Annotated in this window: 22 protein-coding genes and 1 tRNA gene; 14 read left to right on the forward strand and 9 right to left on the reverse strand. The window is 70.8% G+C overall.

Going from position 1 to position 21379, the window contains the following annotated elements; genetic code table 11:
• Positions 1 to 7 precede the first annotated feature (7 nt).
• On the reverse strand, positions 8 to 496 hold the full coding sequence (gene folK / locus K311_RS0103965; protein WP_043798004.1) for a 2-amino-4-hydroxy-6-hydroxymethyldihydropteridine diphosphokinase: 489 nt from the start codon (positions 494 to 496) through the stop codon (positions 8 to 10).
• A 5-nt stretch (positions 497 to 501) separates the two neighbouring features.
• Complete coding sequence (gene pcnB, locus K311_RS15175; RefSeq protein WP_051239446.1) at positions 502 to 1890, reverse strand: polynucleotide adenylyltransferase PcnB; 1389 nt, start codon at positions 1888 to 1890, stop codon at positions 502 to 504.
• 107 nt (positions 1891 to 1997) lie between these two features.
• Between pcnB and K311_RS0103975 the strand changes: the two genes are divergently transcribed.
• Both K311_RS0103975 and fdxA read left to right on the forward strand, forming a co-directional pair.
• Positions 1998 to 2073, forward strand: a tRNA-Glu gene (locus K311_RS0103975).
• Positions 2074 to 2163: 90 nt separating this feature from the next.
• Positions 2164 to 2487 carry a ferredoxin FdxA gene (gene fdxA / locus K311_RS0103980; RefSeq protein WP_026816248.1) on the forward strand — a complete coding sequence of 108 codons (324 nt, stop codon included), beginning with the start codon at positions 2164 to 2166 and terminating at the stop codon, positions 2485 to 2487.
• An 81-nt stretch (positions 2488 to 2568) separates the two neighbouring features.
• Here fdxA and K311_RS0103985 read toward each other — a convergent pair whose 3' ends face one another.
• Together K311_RS0103985 and dapA are read right to left on the reverse strand one after the other, a co-directional pair.
• Positions 2569 to 3156, reverse strand: a complete 588-nt coding sequence (locus K311_RS0103985; RefSeq protein WP_026816249.1) for a hypothetical protein — start codon at positions 3154 to 3156, stop codon at positions 2569 to 2571.
• Positions 3157 to 3239: 83 nt separating this feature from the next.
• Positions 3240 to 4139: a 4-hydroxy-tetrahydrodipicolinate synthase gene (gene dapA / locus K311_RS0103990; RefSeq protein WP_026816250.1), complete on the reverse strand. Its 900-nt coding sequence runs from the start codon at positions 4137 to 4139 to the stop codon at positions 3240 to 3242.
• A 27-nt stretch (positions 4140 to 4166) separates the two neighbouring features.
• Between dapA and K311_RS0103995 the strand changes: the two genes are divergently transcribed.
• From K311_RS0103995 to K311_RS0104025, 7 genes are all read left to right on the forward strand, one after another.
• Positions 4167 to 4808, forward strand: a complete 642-nt coding sequence (locus K311_RS0103995; protein ID WP_026816251.1) for a glycine cleavage system transcriptional repressor — start codon at positions 4167 to 4169, stop codon at positions 4806 to 4808.
• A gap of 16 nt (positions 4809 to 4824) precedes the next feature.
• The gene (locus K311_RS0104000; RefSeq protein ID WP_026816252.1) at positions 4825 to 5298 is read left to right on the forward strand and encodes a peroxiredoxin; all 474 of its coding nucleotides are present in this window, start codon (positions 4825 to 4827) and stop codon (positions 5296 to 5298) included.
• Between the two features lie 118 nt (positions 5299 to 5416).
• The gene (locus K311_RS0104005) at positions 5417 to 6814 is read left to right on the forward strand and encodes a PhoH family protein (protein ID WP_026816253.1); all 1398 of its coding nucleotides are present in this window, start codon (positions 5417 to 5419) and stop codon (positions 6812 to 6814) included.
• A gap of 146 nt (positions 6815 to 6960) precedes the next feature.
• Entirely contained in the window at positions 6961 to 7212 is a 252-nt protein-coding gene (locus K311_RS0104010) for a helix-turn-helix domain-containing protein (RefSeq protein WP_026816254.1), read from the forward strand.
• Positions 7209 to 8918 carry a SulP family inorganic anion transporter gene (locus K311_RS0104015; protein ID WP_026816255.1) on the forward strand — a complete coding sequence of 570 codons (1710 nt, stop codon included), beginning with the start codon at positions 7209 to 7211 and terminating at the stop codon, positions 8916 to 8918. Before K311_RS0104010 ends, K311_RS0104015 begins: the two co-directional genes overlap by 4 nt.
• Complete coding sequence (thiD, locus tag K311_RS0104020) at positions 8915 to 9727, forward strand: bifunctional hydroxymethylpyrimidine kinase/phosphomethylpyrimidine kinase (RefSeq protein ID WP_026816256.1); 813 nt, start codon at positions 8915 to 8917, stop codon at positions 9725 to 9727. The genes K311_RS0104015 and thiD overlap by 4 nt, the downstream gene beginning before the upstream one ends.
• Before the next feature lie 71 nt (positions 9728 to 9798).
• On the forward strand, positions 9799 to 10554 hold the full coding sequence (locus tag K311_RS0104025) for a Bax inhibitor-1/YccA family protein (RefSeq protein ID WP_026816257.1): 756 nt from the start codon (positions 9799 to 9801) through the stop codon (positions 10552 to 10554).
• Between the two features lie 65 nt (positions 10555 to 10619).
• Here K311_RS0104025 and K311_RS17445 read toward each other — a convergent pair whose 3' ends face one another.
• Complete coding sequence (locus tag K311_RS17445) at positions 10620 to 11267, reverse strand: TetR/AcrR family transcriptional regulator (RefSeq protein ID WP_051239447.1); 648 nt, start codon at positions 11265 to 11267, stop codon at positions 10620 to 10622.
• 101 nt (positions 11268 to 11368) lie between these two features.
• Between K311_RS17445 and K311_RS17450 the strand changes: the two genes are divergently transcribed.
• Complete coding sequence (locus tag K311_RS17450; protein WP_051239448.1) at positions 11369 to 12028, forward strand: CPBP family intramembrane glutamic endopeptidase; 660 nt, start codon at positions 11369 to 11371, stop codon at positions 12026 to 12028.
• A gap of 195 nt (positions 12029 to 12223) precedes the next feature.
• On the opposite strand, the gene K311_RS0104040 is transcribed toward K311_RS17450, so the two are convergent.
• The 4 genes from K311_RS0104040 to grxC are packed head-to-tail and all read right to left on the reverse strand — an operon-like array spanning position 12224 to position 15212.
• Positions 12224 to 13234 (reverse strand): isocitrate dehydrogenase, encoded by a 1011-nt coding sequence (locus tag K311_RS0104040; RefSeq protein WP_026816258.1) that lies wholly within the window; start codon positions 13232 to 13234, stop codon positions 12224 to 12226.
• A gap of 50 nt (positions 13235 to 13284) precedes the next feature.
• On the reverse strand, positions 13285 to 14508 hold the full coding sequence (locus K311_RS15190; RefSeq protein ID WP_051239449.1) for a mechanosensitive ion channel family protein: 1224 nt from the start codon (positions 14506 to 14508) through the stop codon (positions 13285 to 13287).
• 54 nt (positions 14509 to 14562) lie between these two features.
• The gene (locus tag K311_RS0104050; RefSeq protein ID WP_026816259.1) at positions 14563 to 14955 is read right to left on the reverse strand and encodes a carboxymuconolactone decarboxylase family protein; all 393 of its coding nucleotides are present in this window, start codon (positions 14953 to 14955) and stop codon (positions 14563 to 14565) included.
• On the reverse strand, positions 14952 to 15212 hold the full coding sequence (grxC, locus tag K311_RS0104055; protein ID WP_026816260.1) for a glutaredoxin 3: 261 nt from the start codon (positions 15210 to 15212) through the stop codon (positions 14952 to 14954). The genes K311_RS0104050 and grxC overlap by 4 nt, the downstream gene beginning before the upstream one ends.
• 202 nt (positions 15213 to 15414) lie before the next feature.
• On the opposite strand from grxC, the gene K311_RS0104060 reads away from it, so the two are divergent.
• The 4 genes from K311_RS0104060 to ppk1 all read left to right on the forward strand — a co-directional run bounded on the left by K311_RS0104060 (position 15415) and on the right by ppk1 (position 21377).
• Entirely contained in the window at positions 15415 to 17037 is a 1623-nt protein-coding gene (locus K311_RS0104060) for a M48 family metalloprotease (protein WP_043797349.1), read from the forward strand.
• A gap of 65 nt (positions 17038 to 17102) precedes the next feature.
• Entirely contained in the window at positions 17103 to 17795 is a 693-nt protein-coding gene (gene phoB, locus K311_RS0104065; protein ID WP_026816262.1) for a phosphate regulon transcriptional regulator PhoB, read from the forward strand.
• Positions 17796 to 19121: a phosphate regulon sensor histidine kinase PhoR gene (gene phoR, locus K311_RS0104070; RefSeq protein WP_026816263.1), complete on the forward strand. Its 1326-nt coding sequence runs from the start codon at positions 17796 to 17798 to the stop codon at positions 19119 to 19121.
• A 159-nt stretch (positions 19122 to 19280) separates the two neighbouring features.
• A complete protein-coding gene (gene ppk1 / locus K311_RS0104075) occupies positions 19281 to 21377 on the forward strand; it encodes a polyphosphate kinase 1 (protein ID WP_026816264.1) in 2097 nt (698 codons plus the stop codon).
• The last annotated feature ends 2 nt before the right edge of the window (positions 21378 to 21379 follow it).

Consider the following 21379-nt stretch of genomic DNA (forward strand, 5'->3'; position numbering starts at 1 on the left):
GGGGACGTCAAGTTTGCGCCTCGATCCCCGCGGCATCCACCGCGGCCCGCAGGTCGGCGACGCGGCCGCGCCCCGGGACGACGAGATCGGGGGCGATTTCCGCCAGCGGCACCAGCACGAAGGCACGTTGATGCAGGCGTGGATGCGGCAGTTCGAGGCCGGGCTCTGCGAGCACCGTGTCACCGTGCAGCAGCAGGTCGAGGTCGAGCGGACGCGGACCCCAGCGGCGCGCATCGGCGCCACGGTCGCGCCCGTGCGCGCGCTCGATCGCCAGCAGCGCGCCCAGCAGCGGCATCGGCGACAGCGCGGTGTCGAGCGCGGCGACGGCATTGAGGAACGGCGGCTGCGCGGTGTCGCCCCAGGGCGGCGTGTGCCAGAACGAGGAGCGTGCGGCCAGGGTCGTGCCGGGCAGCGCCGCGAGCGCGGCCAGCGCGGACTGCAGGGTCGCGGCGACGTCGCCCTGGTTGCCGCCGAGGCCGACGTAGGCGCGGTGGATCACGCTCAGGCGTCGCTGCCGTCGTTGCCGCCGGGGGCGGCGCCGTTGCGACGGCGGCGACGGCGGCGCTTGCGCGGGCCGGTGTCGCCGGCGGTGTCGCCCTCGCCTTCCTCGCCGTCGATGTCGTGGCGCGGCGGCGTCTTCGGCGCGAGGCGGTCGGCCAGTTCGTCCGGCACCTGCTTCTGCGCGTCGCGCCAGAACGCCAGGTCCTCGGCGACCTCGCTGGTGGCGCTCGCGCGCAGTTCGAGGAAATCGAAGGCGGCACGGAAGCGCGGATGCGACAGCAGGCGCATGACCCGCTTGCGCACGCGCTGGCCGAAACGCGGCTGCAGCAGCCAGATCTCCTGCATCGGCAGCGAGAAGCGGCGCGGCAGCGCGATGCGCTGGGCCTGGTGCAGGGTCACGCGGTCGGCGGCGCGCTGCTGCGCGACCAGAGGGTCGACGCCGGACTTCTGCATCACCGCCAGCTCGCGGCAATACGCCGGCCACAGCAGCGCCGCGAACAGGAAGGCCGGCGTCACCGGCTTGTCGGCGGCGATGCGCTCGTCGGTATTGCGCAGGCCCTGCAGCAGCATCCGCCGCAGCGCGCCGCTGCGGTTGGTCGCCAGCGCCTTCGCGGTCTCCGGGAACAGCGCCGGCAGCAGGCCGTGCGCTTCCAGCAGCAGGAAGCTCTTCTCGGCGTGGCCGGCCAGGAACATCTTCAGGCACTCGTCGAACAGCCGCGCCGGCGGCGCGCCGGACAACAGGTGCGCGAGTTCCGGGATCGGCCCGGCGGCTTCGGCCGAGATCTTGAAGCCGAGCTTGGCCGCCAGCCGGACCGCGCGCAGCATGCGCACCGGGTCCTCGCGGTAGCGTTCGACCGGGTCGCCGATCAGGCGCATCGTGCGGCCGATCACGTCGTCGTAGCCGCCGACGTAGTCGCGGACGCTGAAGTCCTCGATCGCGTAGTACAGCGCGTTCGCGGTGAAGTCGCGGCGCACCGCGTCGTCCTCGATGCTGCCGTAGACGTTGTCGCGGACGATGCGGCCGTCGTCGCCGGTCTCGCGGTCGCCGTCGTCGCCTGCGGCATTGGCGCGAAAGGTCGCGACCTCGATGATCTCGCGGCCGAACACCACGTGCGCCAGGCGGAAGCGGCGGCCGATCAGCCGGCAGTTGCGGAACAGCGCACGCACCTGCTCCGGGGTCGCGTCGGTGGCGACGTCGAAGTCCTTCGGATGCAGGCCGATCAGCAGGTCGCGCACGGCGCCGCCGACGAGATAGGCCTGGAAGCCCGCCTCGCGCAGGCGATAGAGCACGCGCAGCGCGTTCGGGCTGATGTCCTTGCGGGAAATACCGTGCTCGGCGCGCGCGACGATGCGCGGCTCGAGGGCGATGGAGGTCGGGGTTTCCGTCATGGGCTCGATTGCGGCGCGGGGTCCTTGCGCGGCGGCAGTGGCCGCGGTGCTTCCCGGCGGCGATGAAGCTGGCTATACTAGCGCCCGTCCTGGCATTCGCCAAACACGCTCCCTTCGTCTAGTGGCCTAGGACACGGCCCTCTCAAGGCTGGAACAGGGGTTCGAGTCCCCTAGGGAGCGCCATCTTCGAAGGCCCGGCCATGCCGGGCCTTCCTCGTTTCCGGACCCGCTCCGGTAGAATCGCCGCGTCGCACCGCACCCACCGGAACCGCCATGCCCTTCGTCGTCGTCGAGAACTGCATCCGCTGCAAGTACACCGATTGCGTGGAGGTGTGCCCGGTCGACTGTTTCCACGAGGGTCCGAACTTCCTGGTGATCGATCCGGACGAGTGCATCGACTGCACGCTGTGCGAGCCGGAATGCCCGGCGAAGGCCATCTATCCGGAAGACGACGTGCCGGCCGGCCAGGAGAACTTCATCGCCCTGAACGCCGAGCTGGCGAAGGAATGGCCGGTGATCACGACCCGCAAGGACCCGCTGCCCGACGCCGCCGAGTGGGACGGCCGCACCGGCAAGCTGCCCGAACTCAAGCGCTGACGGTCGCCGCGCGACCGGGCCCCGGAACGAAGAAGGCGCCCCGCGGGGCGCCTTCCTCATTGCAGCCTGCGCAGGCCCGGCTCAGCCGAGGCGTGCCTTCAGCAGTCCGAGCAGGCGCGCGGCGGCACCGCCGCTGAGCGGCTGCCCGTCGGCACCGAGCGCGACGACGCGGCTCTGGCCGCCGAGGTCCTCGACGCGCACCAGCATCGTCGTGCCCTCGAAGCTCACTTCGTGGCCGTGCAGCAGCTGCGAGCTCTCGCCGACGCTGACGCCGTCGATCTTGCCGAGCGCGATGCCGACACGGCGCCAGGCGTTCTCGATGCCGTCGGCGAGGATGAAGCTGTCGACCGCCGCGACCGGTGCCGCGCCCGCCGCCTGGGCGGCCATCGTCGCCGGCCGGCCGGCGGCCTGCGCCGCGCGGAACTCGGCATCGGCGGCCGCCGCCGCCGCTTCCGCGCCGGGACCGACGTCCGGGATCACCGCCGCGCCGGAAGTCGACGGGGTATCCAGGCCCGGCGGCACTTCCAGCGGACGCGACTGCACGGCGTCCTCGTAGATCGCCGAGTTGCCGAACTTGGCACGCAGGTAGACGCAGCCACCCTGCGTCAGCAGTGCGGCGACCACGATGCCGGACAGCAGCGGGCGAAGGGAGGAACGGACAACGGTCATCGGGTTCTCCTGGAGCGCCGGCGGCCTGGGCCGCGGGCTGGGGACGGTGCCGCGGACGTACCGCGGACGGGGGACGGCATAGATTAAGGGTTTCCGGCCGACTCGTGTTCGAGCGCGGCGATCGCGGCGCACTGGCCGGGCACCGCGAGGGCATGCGCCGGCGACAGCGGCAGCAGCGGCAGGCGCAGGCCGTGGCCGATGCCGGTCGCGGCGAGCAGGGCCTTCACCGGGATCGGGTTCGGCTCGACGCCGAGGAAGGCGTAGAGCTCGCCCAGGCGAGCGTCGAGGGCCTGTGCCGCGGCGATGTCGCCGGTGCGCAGCAGCGTGCACAGGCGGCGGAAGGTCGCCGGCACCACGTTCGAGGCGACCGAGATCACGCCCTGGCCGCCGCCGGCGACCGCCCGTACCCAGGTCGGGTCGTCGCCGCTGAGCAGGGCGAAATCGCGGCCGGCCAGCGGGTACAGCGCATTCCAGCGCGCCTCGTCGCCGCGGGCTTCCTTCAGGCCGACGATGCCCGGGTTGTCGCGCAGGCGGGCGACCGTTTCCGGCAGCAGGTCGCAGCCGGTGCGCCCCGGCACGTTGTAGAGCACGACCGGCAGCCCGCCCTGCGCGGCCACCGCCTCGTAATGCGCGACCAGGCCGTCCTGGGTCGGGCGCACATAGGGCGGCGTGACGACCAGTGCGGCATCGGCACCGCCGTCGCGGGCCAGGCGCGTGGCGGCGATCGTCTTCGCGGTATTGGACTGGCCGGTGCCGGCGAGGATCACCAGATGGTCGCCGGCGCGTTCGACCGCGGCCTGCAGCAGCGCGGCGTATTCGCGTTCGTCGAGCGCGGCCGCTTCGCCGGTGGAACCGGCGACGACGATGCCGTCGACACCCGCCGCGACCTGCGCGTCGAGCAGGCGCGCCCAGCCGTCGAAATCGATGCTGCCGGCGGCCGTGAACGGCGTCGCCAGCGCGGTGATGCAACCGGAAAGATGCAAGGTGAAGCCCCGCGAGGACCGGCGGCGATGTTACTTGCGGCCGGAAAGCGGCGGCAAGTATGCTGGCCGCGACTTTCGACGCGCCCCCGCGCCTTCCGGAACACCGCTTTGACCGACTCCGCCGCGCGCCCGACCGCCAACGAGAACCACCTGCTGATCAGCGCGTACAGCACGCATCCGCAGTCGCCGCTGCTGGCGGTCACCCGGCGCATCTCCGACAGCGGCTGCAATCTCGTCGACGCCCGCCTGAGCACCGTCGGCCGCGACGTCTCGGTGATCGCGCTGGCGCTCGGTTCCTGGGACGCGGTGGCCAAGCTCGAGGCGATGCTGACCCGGCTCGAGCGCGAAGAAGGCCTGAAGCTCGTCTGGTACCGCACCGGCCCGAAGGCGCTGCAGTCGAACCTGCTGCCCTACGTGGTCGAGGTCGTCGCCGCCGACAAGCCCGGCATCCTGTTCCAGCTGGCGGACTTCTTCGACCGCCAGGGCATCACGATCGAATCCCTGCACTCGTCGCGCTACCGGGCGATGCAGACCGGCGCCGACATGTTCTCGGCGCAGATCACGATCGGCATTCCGGCGAACATGCACATCGCGGCGCTGCGCGACGACTTCCTCGAGTTCTGCGACCACCTGAATCTCGACGCGATCATGGACCCGATGAAGTTCTGATGGAGCCCGCCCTTACGTGAAGCCCGGCGACCGCATCCCCGACCTGCCGATCACGCTGGGCAAGGCCGGCGCCACGACCCTCGCCGCGTACCGCGGCTTCTGGCTGGTGCTCTACTTCTATCCGAAGGACAGCACCCCCGGCTGCACCACCGAGGGCCAGGATTTCAACCGGCTCTACCCGAAGTTCCGCAAGGCCGGCGCCGACGTGCTCGGCGTGTCGCGCGACAGCGTCAAATCGCACCAGAACTTCTGCGCGAAACAGGGCTTCGCCTTCGACCTCGTCAGCGACGCCAACGAGACGCTCTGCCGCGCCTTCGACGTGATCAAGCCGAAGAAGCTCTACGGCCGCGACTACGTCGGCATCGAGCGCAGCACCTTCCTGATCGATCCCGAGGGCCGCGTCGCCGCCGAGTGGCGGGGCGTGCGCGTGCCGGGGCATGCGCAGGACGTTCTGGCGAAGCTGCTCGAGTTGGCCGGGAAGAAGAAATGATGGAAGGCGGAAAAATGAGAAATAGGAAAGCCCGCGCGAGCGCTTTCATCATTTTTCAACTTTCCGCTTTCCATTCTTTCTTTGCCGAAGCACCCCACTCCCCCGCAGGACCGTCCCGATGACCCGCAGCAAGCGCATCTACGTCCTCGATACCAACGTGCTGATGCACGACCCGACGGCGCTGTTCAAGTTCGAGGAGCACGACGTCTTCATCCCGATGATGGTCCTGGAGGAGCTGGACAACGGCAAGAAGGGGCACAGCGAGGCGAGCCGCAACGCGCGCCAGGTGAGCCGCTTCCTCAACGAGATCATCGAGGCGCACGGCAGCCGCGAACTCGACGGCGGCGTGCCGCTGGTGCATCCGCAGGGCCTGCAGCTGCGCTCGGGCAATGCCGCCGGGCGGCTGCTGTTCCAGCTCAAGCCGGTGGACGCCAGCATGAAGTTCGGCAAGGTGATGCCGGACAACCTGATCCTGTCGTCGATCCTGCAGCTGATGAACGACCACCCCGGCGTGCCGGTGGTGCTGGTGTCGAAGGACATCAACCTTCGCATCAAGGCCTCGATCGCCGGCGTCAAGGCCGAGGACTACGAGAACGACCGCGCGATCGACGACTTCAACCTGCTGTTCACCGGCGCCGCGGAACTGCCGGGGGATTTCTGGGAGCGGCATGAAGGCAGCCTGCGCAGCTGGACCGACCGCGGCCGCACCTTCTACGAAGTCAAGCGCAGCGACGAGGACGGCTGGTACCCGAACCAGTTCCTCTACCTGCCCGGCGACGACGAGGTCGAGATGCGCGTGGCGCGCCTGGAAGGCGACAAGGCGATCCTGCAGATCGTCGACGACTTCCGCGCGCCGCAGCACCAGGTCTGGGGCATCAACGCGCGCAACCGCGAACAGAACTTCGCCTTCAACGTGCTGATGGACCCGGACATCGACTTCGTCACCCTGCTCGGCACCGCCGGCACCGGCAAGACCCTGCTCGCGCTCGCCGCCGGGCTGACGCAGACGATGGACGTGCAGCGCTACCGCGAGATCATCATGACCCGCGCGACGGTCAGCGTCGGCGAGGACATCGGCTTCCTGCCCGGCACCGAGGAGGAGAAGATGACGCCGTGGATGGGCGCGCTGACCGACAACCTCGAGGTGCTGACGCATACCGAGGACCACGGCAGCTGGGGCCGCGGCGCGACCAATGAACTGCTGGCTTCGCGCATCAAGATCCGCTCGATGAACTTCATGCGCGGCCGCACCTTCCTCAACCGCTGGGTGATCGTCGACGAGGCGCAGAACCTGACGCCGAAGCAGATGAAGACGCTGATCACCCGCGCCGGCCCGGGCACCAAGATCATCTGCATGGGCAATGTCGAGCAGATCGACACGCCCTACCTGACGGAGACCACCTCCGGCCTCACCTACGCCGTGGACCGCTTCAAGCACTGGGCGCACAGCGCCCACATCACCCTGCGCCGTGGCGAGCGCTCGCGCCTGGCCGACCACGCCTCCGAGGTCCTCTGACCCCCCACCCACTCCGTAGGAGCGGCTTCAGCCGCGATGCTTCCGGATAGAAAAGCATCGCGGCTGAAGCCGCTCCTACATGATGTTTCACACATCAGAACACCGTCCTTGAGCCTGCCTGCTGAGGTCTGGCAAACTACCGGCCCATGATCACCGCCGCCCAGCTCCGTGCCGCCCGGGCCCTGCTCGGGCTCGACCAGAAGGCCCTCGCCGCGCTGGCCGGGGTGTCCGTCCCGACGATCCAGCGGATGGAGGCCAGCCCCGGCAACGTGCGCGGCAATGTCGAGACCCTGAGCCGGATCGTCGAGGCGCTCGCCGCCGCCGGCGTCGAACTGCTGGGCAATGACCAGGCCGGCGAGGGCCGCGGCCGCGGCGTGCGCCTGAAGGAACCGTCGTGAACGTCCCCAACGACGTCGTCCGCGAGACCCTCCGGCAGATCGAACCGAAGCTGTTCACCGTGCTGCGCGAGGGCTACCGGCTCGCCGACCTGCGCGCGGATGCCCTCGCCGGCCTCACCGTCGCGATCGTGGCGCTGCCGCTGGCGATGGCGCTGGCGATCGCCAGCGGCACCGCGCCGGAGAAGGGCCTGCATACGGCGATCATCGCCGGCTTCCTGATCTCGGCCTTCGGCGGCTCGCGGGTGCAGATCGGCGGCCCGACCGCGGCCTTCATCCCGGTGGTGTTCGTCGTCATCCAGAAGTTCGGTTACGGCGGCCTGATCCTGTGCACCCTGCTCGCCGGCCTGATGCTGATCGCCGCCGGCCTGCTGCGCCTGGGCACGCTGATGCGCTACATGCCGCAGCCGGTGATCACCGGCTTCACCGCCGGCATCGCGGTGAGCATCTTCACCAGCCAGATCAAGGACGCGCTCGGGCTCGACATGGGCGCGGTGCCGGCGGAGTTCCTGCCGCGCCTGCAGGCCTACGCCGGCCACATCGCCACCACCAATCCGGCGGCGGTGGCGCTGACCGTGCTCGGCGTCGGCGCGATCGTCTTCCTGCGCAGGCGGCGGCCTAACTGGCCGGGCTTCCTGATCGCCCTGCTGGCCTGCACCGGCGTCACCCTGCTGTTCGCGCTGCCGGTGGACACGATCGGCAGCCGCTTCGGCGAACTGCCGCGCGCCCTGCCCGGCTTCGATTTCCCGGACATCCCCTTCCACCGCACCGGCGAGCTGCTGCCGAGCGCCTTCACCATCGCCTTCCTCGCCGGCGTCGAATCGCTGTTGTCGGCGGTGGTCGCCGACGGCCTGACCGGCCGCCGCCACCGCTCGAACGCCGAACTGGTCGCCCAGGGCATCGCCAACAGCGCCTCGGCATTGTTCGGCGGCCTGCCCGCCACCGGCGCGATCGCCCGCACCGGCACCAACATCCGCGCCGGTGGCCGCACGCCCTTCGCCGGCATGCTGCATGCGCTGTTCGTGCTGGTCTTCATGCTGGTGCTGGCGCCGTGGATGCGCTACGTGCCGCTGCCGGCGCTGGCGGCGGTGCTGCTGGTCGTGGCCTGGAACATCAGCGAGATCGAGCACTTCCGGCTGACGATGACGGCGCCGAAGGGCGACCGCCTGGTGCTGCTGCTGACCTTCGGCCTGACGGTGTTCCTCGACCTGACGATCGCGATCGAGGTCGGCGTCGTCGTGGCCGCCTTCGTCTTCATGTTCCGCATGGCCGAGGCGGTCGAGCTCGGCGGCGGCGATGGTCCGCCCCCCGCCGGCGACGTCGCCGAGGACTCCGAGCAGCGCGCGCGGCTGCCGGCCGGCGTCGAGGCCTTCCGCATCGACGGGCCGCTGTTCTTCGGCGTCGCCAGCCGCCTCGACGAGGCCTTCGACCAGTTCCAGGTCAAACCGAAGGTGTTCATCCTGCGCATGAGCCTGGTGCCGATGATCGACGCCAGCGGCGTGCACGCACTCAAGCGCCTGCGCCAGCGCTGCCGGAAGGCCGGCACCCGGCTGATCGTCTCCGGGCTGCGTCCGCAGCCGGCGAAGGTGTTCCGGCAGATGGGCCTGCGCGAGCACGCCGGCGAGGTCTGGATCGCCGAGGACTTCGCCCAGGCCCTGCGCATCGCCGAGTCGCTCGTGGCCCCCGTTCCGGGCGAAGATCAGGCATGACCGTCGACCACCCCCGCTCCGTCCTGACCATCGCCGGCTCCGATTCCGGTGGCGGCGCCGGCATCCAGGCCGACCTGAAGACCTTCGCCGCGCATGCCGTGCACGGCCTGAGCGCGCTGGCCGCGCTGACCGCCCAGCACACCCGTGGCGTCACCGCGGTGCATGTGCCGCCGCTGGATTTCCTGGGCGCGCAGATCGACGCCTGCTTCGACGATTTCGACATCGGCGCGGTCAAGCTCGGCATGCTCGCGAGCGCCGAGGTCATCGACTCCGTCGCCGATGCCCTCGCGGCGCATGGCGCGCCGCCCCTGGTCGTCGACCCGGTGATGGTCGCGACCTCCGGCGCCCGCCTGCTCGCCGAGGACGCGCTGGACGCGCTGCGCCGCCGCCTGCTGCCGCTGGCGACGGTGCTGACCCCGAACATCCCCGAGGCCGAGCTGCTGCTCGGCCACGCGATCCCCGACGCCGACGCCGCCGATGCGGCGCTGGACGAACTGCTCGCCCTGGGCCCGAAGGCGGTGCTGCTCAAGGGCGGCCACCTGCCGGAGGACGGCCCGATGCGCGACCGCTACGTCGACGCCCGCGGCCGCCGCGTGTTCACCCATCCGCGGCTGGAGCGCAACGGCCACGGCACCGGCTGCACCCTGGCATCGGCGATCGCCGCGAACCTCTGCCGCGGCCTGTCGCCCGGCAATGCCTGCATGGCGGCGGCCGAATACGTGCACGGTGCCCTTCGCCACGCGACCCGGCCCGGGCGCGGCGCGGTCGACGTGCTCGACCATTTCTGGCGGCCCCGGCCCGGCGGCTGAACCCGCCGCGGTTGGCCGACAGCGCCGGCTCGGCTAGCATCCGGGCATTCGCTTTCAACCGGAGAGTCCCGATGCGCAGCGGCAATCCCGCCCTGAACCAGAACACCTTCGCCCTCGACGTCGGCAGTGGCGCCGTCGTCAGCGGCGGCGACGTGATGACCCTCAACGGCACGGTCAACAAGACCGGGCTGATGCTGCTGATCCTGGTGGCCACCGCGACCTTCGCCTGGATGCAGTACGCGCCGGAGAACCCGGGTGCGGTGATGCCCTACCTGGTCGTCGGTGCGATCGGTGGTTTCATCCTCGCGATCGTCACCGCGTTCAAGAAGACCTGGGCGCCGGTCACCGCGCCGATCTACGCGGCGCTCGAAGGCCTGTTCGTCGGCGGCATCTCGGTCTGGGCCGAGGTGCAGTTCCCGGGCATCGTGATGCAGGCCGTGTTCCTGACGATGGGCGTGCTCGCGGCGCTGCTGATGGCCTACAAGTCGGGCCTGATCAAGGCCACCGAGAACTTCAAGCTCGGCGTCGTCGCCGCCACCGGCGGCATCGCCCTGCTGTACCTCGTGAACATGGGCATGCGCCTGTTCGGCTTCGACGGCATGCCGTTCATCCACGAGGGCTCGGCGATGGGCATCGCCTTCAGCGTGTTCGTGGTGATCATCGCGGCGCTGAACCTGGTGCTGGACTTCGACTTCATCGAGTCCGGCGCCGAGGCCGGCGCGCCGAAGTACATGGAGTGGTACGGCGCGTTCGGGCTGACCGTGACCCTGGTCTGGCTGTACATCGAGATCCTGCGCCTGCTGATGAAGCTGCAGTCGCGCGACTGATCGCCACGCGGCCTGCGTGGTCGCGGAAACACGAGGCCCGCGGTGCTCCGGCGCCGCGGGCCTCTTCATTCGGGCGCCGGTTCGGGCAGGCCCAGATAGCGACGGAACTGACGCGCCATCTCGGCGGTGAAGTCCTCGACCGCGAGCGTCGGCGGCAACCGCTCCATCAGGATCGCCGTCTGCAGGCACTGCAGCGCGGCGAACAGGCCCAGCGACAGCGCCAGGCCCGGTTGCGGGTGACGGATCTCGTCGCGGCGTTCCGCCAGCCAGGCGTGGATCGCCGTCATCATCGCCGCGGCACCGGCGTCGTTGGCGTGGCGGTCCTCGGCCTGCCAGTGGCCGACGACGAGGGCACGGATCAACCGCCGTTGCTGCACCTGGGTGCGCGCGAACACCGCGAGCAGGCCGTCGATGCGCGCGCCGAGGCCGGCGTCGCGCCACTGCGGGGCGTCGAGGAAGTCGCGCAGGCGCTGCGCCTGGTGCCGCTGGGCACGCTCGAGCACCTGCGGCAGCAGGGTCGACTTGCCGCGGAAGCGCTTGTAGATCGCGCCGACCGAGACGTGCGCGCGTTCGGCGACCTCTTCCATCGTCAGGGCGTCCTGGCCGCCCTCGGCGAGCAGGCTCTCGGCGGCGGCGAGGATGCGCTCGCGGGTCAGCCGCGCGCGCGGCTGGCGGTCGGCGGGCGATGCGTCGGCGGACTGGCGCGGGGCCATGCGCGCTCCGGGAACGGCCGCGGCGACGGCCGCGAAAAGTATATGGCGGTTCGCTTTTTCCGCCGCGAGTCTGGGCACCTCCCCCACCGAAAGGACTGTCCGTGACCCCGCTGCTGCCGCTCGTCGCCGCCGTCTTCCTCGCCGGCTATGTCCTGCTGCCCCTGCTGGGCGTTCCGTATGCCGGCCCGCTGGCGATCGTGCTCGCCTGCGCGACGCTGTTCACCGGGCGCCGGCGCGCCGGGCTCACACTGGCCGGGCTCGGCCTCGCGCGGCCGGCGCCGGGCCACACCGCGCTCGCCGCCGGGTTGGCGCTGGTGATCGGCTACGTCGCCGCCGGGGTCGCGGTGTTGCTCGCCACCCAGGCGCTGGGCTGGCCGCCGCCGCGGCCGGGCCGGCTCGCCGAGCTGCTGCCCGGCAATCTGCCGGCGCTGCTCGGCATGCTGGCGATCGCGTGGACGACGGCCGCGTTCGGCGAGGAACTGCTGTTCCGCGGCTTCCTGCAGCCGCGCCTCCGCACCTGGTTCGGCGGCGGCCGCGGCGCCGCGCTGGCGGCGGTGCTGGTGCAGGCGCTGCTGTTCGGCCTCGCCCACGCCTACCAGGGCCGCACCGGCATGCTGGTGTCGGGATCGATCGGCCTCGGCTTCGGCCTGCTCTACCTGCGCCAGCGCACGCTGTGGCCGCTGGTGGTGGCGCATGCGCTGATCGATACGGTGGGATTGGTGACCTTGTTCCTGCGTGCGCCCGCCACCGGCACCCTGTAGGAGCGGCTTCAGCCGCGATGAAAAACGCCGGGATGGAAACATCCCGGCGTTCTGTTTCTTCGTTGCTTTCCGCGCGGTGCGGAGGCGCTACAGGAGGGCAACGCGGAGAAGGGCATCGTGGCGAAGGGCATCGCGGCTGAAGCCGCTCCTACAGCCGCTCCTACAGCCGCTCCTACAGCAGGAGCCCGGGCGGAGTCAGCCGGCGGCGCGGGCGGCGATCGCGGCGGCGAACGAGGTCGTGGTGCCGGTGCCGCCGAGGTCCGGCGTCAGATTGTCCTTCGCGGCCATCGTGTCGATGATCGCCTTGCGCAGGCGCGCGGCGTTGTCGACCTGGCCGAGGTGCTCCAGCATCTGGATCGCGCCCAGCATCAGCGCCACCGGGTTGGCGATGCCCTTGCCGGCGATGTCCGGCGCCGAGCCGTGCACCGCCTCGAAGATCGCGGCTTCGGTACCGATGTTCGCGCCCGGGGCCAGGCCCAGGCCGCCGACGAGACCGGCGCAGAGGTCGGAGATGATGTCGCCGAACAGGTTGGTCGTCACGATCACGTCGAACTGTTCCGGACGCATCACCAGCTGCATGCAGGTGTTGTCGACGATCATCTCGTTGCACTGGATGTCCGGATACTCGGTCGCCACCTGGCGCGCGACCTTCAGGAACAGGCCCGAGGTCGACTTCAGGATGTTCGCCTTGTGCACGACGGTGACCTTCTTGCGGCCGACACGGCGCGCGAGGTCGAAGGCGTAGCGGACGATGCGCTCGCTGCCGCGGCGGGTGATCTTCTGCGTCAGCGTCGCGGTCTCGCCGTCGGCGGTGAGGTTCTGGCCTTCGCCGATGTAGGCGCCCTCGGTGTTCTCGCGGACGGTGATCAGGTCGATGTTCTCGTAGCGCGACTTCGTGTTCGGGAAGCTGATCGCCGGGCGCACGTTCGCGTACAGGTCGAAGCGCTTGCGCAGCTCGACGTTGATCGAGCTGAAGCCCTCGCCGACCGGCGTCGTCAGCGGGCTCTTGAGCGCGACGCGGTGGCGGTGGATGGCCTCGAGGGTGGCGGCCGGCAGCAGTTCGCCCTGCTTCTCGTAAGCGGTCAGGCCGGCGTCGACGAAGTCGTAGGACAGGCCGGCGCCGAGGCGATCGAGCACCGACAGGGTGGCGTCCATGATTTCCGGGCCGATGCCGTCGCCACGGATCACCGCGATGGTCTGGGTCATTGTTTTCTTCCGGGGGAGTGCGGCCGGAAAGCGGCCGCGAAGGCCGGCAATTATGCCAGATCGGGCTTTCCGCCGGGCTCGGCGCGCATCGCCGCCTGGTCCCCGGCAACGGTCCGTTCAGGTGCTGCGGCCGTGCTGCCGGCCTCGACCGGCGGCTGCCAGCCGGCCTCGTGACGGGCGCTGGCGACCTCGTCGTGGGCTTGTCCACTGCCGCCTTCGTCCACCCGCTCGGCGCGGGTGCGCAGCACCGGCAGCGATTCCGGGTGGTGCGCCTGCAGGAAATCCAGGATGCCCTCGCGCACCTCGCAGCGCAGGCCGAAGGCCTTGCCGGAATCGGCGGCGCTGACCAGCAGCCGCACCTGCATGCTCCACTGCCCGCATTCGACGACCTGCAGCACGCGCACGCGCCCGTCCCAGTTGTCCGAAGCCGCGCACAGGCGTTCGAACTCGGCGCGCACCGGCGCCAGCGGCGTGCGGTAGTCGAGCCAGAGCATCACCGTGCCGAGGATCTCCGATGTGCGCCGGGTCCAGTTCTCGAACGGATTGTCGATGAACCACTTCAGCGGCACGATCAGCCGCCGCTCGTCCCAGATGCGGACGACGATGTAGGTGCCGGTGATTTCCTCGATCCGTCCCCATTCGCCCTGCACGATGACCACGTCGTCGATGCGGATCGGCTGGGCGATCGCGATCTGCAGGCCGGCGATCAGGTTGCCGAGGATCGGCTGCGCGGCCAGGCCGGCGACGAGCCCGGCGACACCGGCCGACGCCAGCAGGCCGGTGCCGAGCTGGCGCATGCCCGGCACGGTGAGCAGGGCAGCGGCGGTGGCGACCAGCACCACCAGCACCATCAGCGTGCGCGACAGCACCCGCGCCTGGGTGTGGATGCGCCGGGCGTGCAGGTTGTCGGTGGCGGCGATCGACCAGTGCACCAGCACCCGGCGCTCGACCGCGGCGATCGCCCGCAGCAGGGTCCACGCGAGCACCACGACGAGGGCGACGACCAGCCCGTGGCGGGTGAAGCTCAGCCAGCGTCCCTGCCAGGGCGCCGCCGCGAGCGCGAGATTGAGCAGCAGCAGCGGAATCCCGAACGCCGCCGGCACTGCGAGGACGGCGGCGATGCGCGCGGCACGGCGTTCGCTGCGGGCCGCCCGCTGCGCGACCGCGCGCAGGCGGTGCCAGGACAGCAGGCCAATAAGCAGCGCCAACAATGCGCCGCCGGCGAGCCAGGGCCAGTGGACGGCGAGGTCGAGGCTGTCGGAACGGACGGACATCGCCGGCAGTCTGACGGCGGCGATGTGCCCATGCCGTGAGCCGGCGCGCGGGAGTCAGCCGTGATCGTGCGCCGGCGCCGCGCCGACGACGCCCGACTCCAGCCGGTCGAGGAAATCCACAGCCCGCCGCAGGTGCGGGATCACGATCGAGCCGCCGACGACGAGGGCGACGCTGAACGCCTCGAACATCTCGTCGCGGTTCACCCCGGCCTCGCGGCACTGGGCGACGTGGTAGCTGATGCAGTCGTCGCAGCGCAGCACCATCGACGCGACCAGGCCCATCAACTCCTTGGTCTTCACGTCGAGCGCGCCGGCGCGGTAGGTCTGGGTGTCGAGCGCGAAGAACCGGCGCACGACCTGGTTGTCCTCGGCCAGGATGCGCTGGTTCATGCGCTGGCGGAATTCGCTGAAGGCGCGGACGCGGTCCGCCTCGTCGCCGCCGCTCACGCGTTGCCTTCCAGCAGCGGCTTCAGGCCGCCGGCGCGGTCGAGCGCGACCATGTCGTCGAAGCCGCCGACGTGGGTGTCGCCGATGAAGATCTGCGGCACCGAGGTGCGCTGGGCCTTGTCGACCATTTCCTGGCGGCGGGCGAAATCGAGGTCGACGCGCACTTCTTCCCACTCGGCGCCACGCGACTTCAGGAAGTTCTTCGCCGCCACGCAGTAGGGGCAGACGGCGGTGGTGTACATCACGATCCGGGGCATGGGGGGGTTCCTGTCTCTTTCCCGATTGTAGGAGCGCCTTCAGGCGCGATGACGGTGAGGATTGTGGGGGCCGCGCCGAGCCCATTCCACCCGCCCGCATGCGAACGCTCCGTCGCGGTCGCGCCGCCGCGTCACTGCGGGTTCATGCGGCGGCCCGACCGGCGGGGCTATCCTCGCCGCGTCGCCTCTCCGGGAATCCGCCTTGCGCCTGCTGCCCGCCTTCACCGCGCTGACCTTCGCGATCGCCTGCGTCCTCGCCCCTGCCCGGGCCCAGGACAGCCGGCTGCCGGACATCGGTTCGTCCGCGGCCGAGATGATCGACCCGGCGACCGAGGCCGAATACGCGTCCTACGTGCTGTACGAACTGCGGCGGATGAACCTGGTCCTCGACGACCCACTGGTCGAGTCCTGGCTGCAGACGATGGGCTACCGGCTCGCCGCGTCCAGTAACACGCCGCGGCAGTCCTTCACCTTTTTCATGCTGCGCGAGCGCGAGATCAACGCGTTCGCGACCCTCGGTGGCCTGGTCGGCATGAACTCCGGCCTCGTGCTGACCGCCGAGAGCGAAGCCGAGGTCGCCGGCGTGCTCGCGCATGAGGTCGCCCATGTCAGCCAGCGGCATGTGCTGCGCGCCGTCGAGCGGGCGAAGAAGGACCAGATCCCGATCCTGCTGGCGATGGTCGGCGCGATCGCCGCCGCCCAGGCCGCCTCCGACGGCGAGATCCGCGGCGGCCGCCGCGACGATTCGGCGAGCAATGCCACCGCCGCGGCGATCACCGGCGCGATGGCGCTGATGCAGCAGCGGCAGATCGACTACACGCGCTCGAACGAATCGGAAGCCGACCGCATCGGCATCCAGACCCTCGCCCGCGCCGGCTACGACCCGGCCGGCATGGCGGACTTCTTCGAGCGCATGCAGCGCGCCCAGCGCAGCAACATGGGCGGCTACGTGCTGCCGGAATACCTGCGCACCCACCCGGTGACCACGACCCGCATCAGCGAGGCGCGCCAGCGTGCCGGCCAGCTCGGCGCCGGCCCGGCCCACACCGGGGCGCCGCGCGGCCCGGCGAACCCGCTGCTGCCCGGTGACCTGCGCTTCGACGGCGGCATCCGCGGCACCGGCGACAGTCCGGAATTCCGCTGGGTCCGCGATCGCCTGCGCGTGCTCAGCGCCGGCAGCCCGACCGCGGCGCTGCGCGAATACCGCGAACTCGCGGCCGCTGACCACACCGGCCGCGCGACCACCGACGGCGAGCGCTACGGCATGGCGCTGGCGCAGATGCGCGCCGGCCAGCCGGGCGCCGCCCTGGAGGCGCTGCAGGCGCTGCTGCGCACGTATCCGGACGACCTGTGGCTGCAGCTCGCCGAGGCCGAGGCCACTGCCCTCGCCGGCCCGCCCGCCGCGGCCGACCGCCTGTACGAGGCGCTGATGCGGCGCTTGCCGGAGAACCGCGCGGTGCGCCTCAGCTATGCGCAGACCCTGGTCGAGCGCGGCGGTACCGAGGCCGGACGCCGGGCCCAGGAAGTGCTGCGCCCGCTGATCGCCGACAGCGCCCGCGACCCGACCTTCCAGCGCGGCTACGCCCGCGCCAGCGAACTCGCCGGCGACCTGGTGCGTGCCGGCGAGGCCTACGCCGAAACCGCCTACCTCAACGGCCGCGCGGTCGACGCGCTGAACCAGCTGGCGGCGCTGAAGGACCGTGAGGACCTGAGCTATTACCAGCGCGCCCGCATCGAGGCGCGCATCGCCGCGATCACCCCGGTGGTGCTGGAAATGCAGCGCCAGGGCATCGAGGCGCACGAGCAGCGACCGGACGGCCCCTGAGCGCTGTCATCGAACCGTAACCGGAATGTCATCCAATGCCGCCGGACCCCGAACGAACCGGTGACATGCAGAAGCGCATCCTGATCGTCGACGACGAACCCGCGATCCGCGACATGGTGGCCTTCGCGCTGCGCAAGGGCGACTTCGTGCCGGTGCATGCCGGCGACGGCGCCGAAGCGGCCGCGGCGATCGCCGAGCGGGTGCCCGACCTGATCCTGCTCGACTGGATGCTGCCCGGCACCAGCGGCCTGGAACTGGCCCGGCGCTGGCGCCGCGACACCCTGACCCGCGACATCCCGATCATCATGCTGACCGCCCGCGGCGAGGAGAACGACCGTGTCGGCGGCCTCGAGGCCGGCGTCGACGACTACGTGGTCAAACCCTTCTCGGCACGCGAGCTGCTGGCACGCATCCGTGCGGTACTGCGGCGCAGCCGCGACGACGACGCCGATGGTTCGGTCGCGGTCGGCGACCTGCGCATCGACGGCGCCGCGCACCGGGTGTTCGCCGCCGGCGAGGCGCTGCATCTCGGACCCAGCGAATACCGGCTGCTGCACTTCTTCATGACGCACGTGGACCGCGTCTACAGCCGCGCCCAGCTGCTCGACCTGGTCTGGGGCGGCAACGTCTACGTCGAGGAACGCACGGTCGACGTGCACATCCGCCGATTGCGCAAGGCGCTGGAGCCGTCCGGCCTGGATGCGATGGTGCAGACGGTGCGCGGCAGCGGTTACCGCTTCTCGGCGGCGGTGGGCTGAATGCGGCTGTCGCTGCTGCTGCAGCTGGCCTGGCGGCAGTCGGCGATCCGGCTGACGGTCTATTTCGCCGCGGCGCTGGCGGTCGGGCTGGCCCTCGGGAAGCCGTGGTGGGCGCTGGGCATCGCCGTCGCCGTGCTCGCGGCGCGCGGCTACTGGCGGCTTTACCGGGTGCTGCGCTTCCTCGACTGGCGGCGGCAATTGCGCACTGTCGACGGCCAGGGCCTGTGGGCGGCGCTGGAGACCCTGATCCACCGCCGCCAGACCGAGAATCGCCAGCGCAGCCGCCGCCTCGTCGGCCTGCTGCGCGCCTACCGGCAGGCGGCGACGGCGATGCCGGACGGGGCCCTCGTCGTCGGCCGTCGCAGCGGCGACCTGGTCTGGTTCAACAAGGCCGCGCGGGGGCTGGTCGGCCTGCGCTATCCGCAGAGCCTCGGGAAGCGGCTCGCCGACGTGTTCGCCGACAGCCCGCGCGTCGCCACGTGGCTCGCGGCCGGCCGGCCGGACGACGTGTTCGCCGACGTGCCGGCCCCCGACGATCCCGGACGCCGGCTCAGCCTGCGCCTGATCGATTATTCGCCGACCCAGTGGCTGGTCGTCGTGCGCGACGTGACCCGGCTGACCCGGCTGGAGCAGGTGCGTCGCGACTTCGTCGCCAACGTCTCGCACGAACTGCGGACGCCGCTGACGGTCGTGCACGGCTACCTCGATCTGATCGAGCCGGAAGCGCACCCGGAACTGGCGCCGATGGTGCTCGAGATGCGCCGGCAGTCGGAGCGGATGGCACGCCTGGTCGAGGACCTGCTGACGCTGTCGCGGCTGGAGGCGCAGGACGAGCTGCCGGAGGAACCGGTTCCGCTGGCGCCGTTGCTGGATAGCCTGCGTGGTGAGGCCGAGGCGCTCAGCCGCGGGCGCCACACGATCGTGATCGACGACGGCGCCGGGGCCGACCTGCTCGGCTCGGCGAAGGACCTGCACAGCGCCTTCTCCAACCTGGTCGCGAACGCGGTGCGCTACACCCCCACCGGTGGCACCGTGACGATCCACACGACCCGCGACGACGACGGCGGCCTGCAGCTGGCGGTCGCCGACACCGGACCCGGCATTCCCGCGGAACACCTTCCGCGACTCACCGAGCGCTTCTACCGCGTATCCACCAGCCGCTCGCGCGAATCGGGTGGTACCGGCCTCGGCCTGGCGATCGTCAAGCATGTCCTGGGCCTGCACGGCGCCCGCCTGGAGATCGCCTCGGAAGCCGGGCGCGGCAGCGTGTTCTCCTGCCACTTCGGCCGGGGGCGGGTGGTGGGGCGGGTAGCGAGTGGAGAGTAACGAGTGGAGAGTAACGAGTGGAGAGTAACGAGCAATGCGTCAGGACCTGCGCCTTCGGCGCGGTCGCGCTTCGAGCGGGTGGGGAGGGATCGCGGCTGAAGCCGCTCCTACATTCGTTGCTCGTTCCTCTGCACTCGTTACTCGCCCTAAGATGACGCCATGACTCCCGACGGCACGCCCGCCCCCGACGACACCAGCCATCCCGACCTGCACGCGCCGGAGCTGTACCTCAACCGCGAGCTGTCGCAGCTGGAATTCAACCGGCGGGTGCTGGCGCAGGCGCAGGACCCGCAGGTGCCGCTGCTGGAACGGTTGCGCTACCTGTGCATCAGCTGCAGCAACCTCGACGAGTTCTTCGAGATCCGCGCGGCGACGGTGCGCACGGCGATGCAGTTCGGCGGCACGCCGGCGCCGGACGGGGTGCCGCCGGCGAAGGCGCTCGAACTGATCCACCGGCAGGCGCGCGAGCTGGTCGACGCGCAGTACGACTGCTGGAACGAGGAACTGCGTCCGCAGCTGGCGGCCGCCGGCATCCGCATCCTGCCGCGCGACGGCTGGAACGCGAAGCAGCGGCGCTGGCTGCACCAGTATTTCCAGGACGAGCTGCTGCCGGTGCTGTCGCCGCTCGGGCTCGACCCGGTGCATCCGTTCCCGCGCATCCTCAACAAGTCGCTCAATGTCGTCGTCGTGCTCGAGGGCCGCGACGCGTTCGGCCGCAACGGCGGCATGGCGATCGTGCGGGCGCCGCGCTCGCTGCCGCGGATCATCCACATCCCGCCGGAGGTCTCCGGCGGCCCGCACGACTTCGTGTTCCTGTCGGCGGTGCTCACCGCCTTCGTCGACGACCTGTTCACCGGCCTGAAGGTCAAGGGGGCCTACCAGTTCCGCGTGACCCGCAACTCCGAGCTGGTGGTCGACGAGGACGAGGTCGAGAACCTCGCCAGCGCACTGAAGGACGAACTCGCGAGCCGCGGCTTCCGGCCGGCGGTGCGGCTGGAGATCGCCGAGAACTGCCCGCGCACGATCGTCGACATCCTGCTGCAGAACTTCGGCCTGACCGCCAGCGCCGTCTACCGCATCAACGGGCCGGTGAACCTCAACCGCGCGATCCAGGTCTACGACCTCGTCGACCGCCCGGAGCTGAAATTCCCGCCGTTCGTGCCGAAGCAGGTGTCGCTCGACGAGGACGCGCCGTTCGCGGCGATCCGCGAAAGCGACGTGCTGCTGCACCATCCCTACCAAGGCTTCCAGACGGTGATCGACCTGCTGAACGTCGCCGCCCACGACCCCGACGTGCTGGCGATCAAGCAGACGCTGTACCGCACGAGCAAGGACAGCCGGATCATCGATCACCTGGTGACGGCGGCGCGCAACGGCAAGGACGTCACGGTGGTCGTCGAACTGCGCGCCCGCTTCGACGAGGAGGCGAACATCCGCCTCGCCGACCGCCTGCAGGAAGCCGGCGTACAGGTGATGTACGGCGTCGTCGGCTACAAGACGCACGCGAAGATGATGCTGATCGTGCGCCGTGAGGGTCGCAAGCTGCAGCGCTATGTGCACCTGGGTACCGGCAACTACCACGCCGGCACCGCCCGCGCCTACACCGACCTCGGCCTGATCACCGCCGACCCCGACATCACCGCCGACGTGCACGACGTCTTCCAGCAGCTGTCGGGACTGGCGCCGGCGATCCGCCTGCGCCGGCTGCTGCAGGCGCCCTTCACGCTGCACGCCGGCGTGCTGGCGCGCATCGCCCGCGAGGCCGGGCACGCGCGCGCCGGCCGCGGCGGACACATCGTCGCGCGCATGAACGCGCTGACCGAACCGGCGGTGATCCGCGCGCTCTACGAGGCCTCGCAGGCCGGCGCGCGCATCGAGCTGATCGTGCGCGGCGCCTGCTGCCTGCGCCCCGGCGTGAGCGGCGTCTCCGAGAACATCACGGTGCGCTCGGTGATCGGCCGCTTCCTCGAGCACAGCCGCGTCTACTGGTTCGCCAACGCCGGCGAACCCGAACTGTTCTGCTCGAGCGCCGACTGGATGGAGCGCAACCTGCTGCGCCGGGTCGAGATCTGCTTCCCGATCCGCGATCCACAGCTGGCCGCGCGCGTGCACGACGAGGCGCTGGCCAGCTACCTCGCCGACAACCAGGGCGCCTGGGACCTGCAGGCGGACGGCCGCTACGTGCGCGCGATGCCCGCCGACGGCGGAATGCCCTACTCTGCCCAGGGCGCGCTCCTGGCCAAACACTGCGGGTGACC

Source organism: Arenimonas composti TR7-09 = DSM 18010, from assembly GCF_000426365.1.
GTDB lineage: Bacteria > Pseudomonadota > Gammaproteobacteria > Xanthomonadales > Xanthomonadaceae > Arenimonas > Arenimonas composti.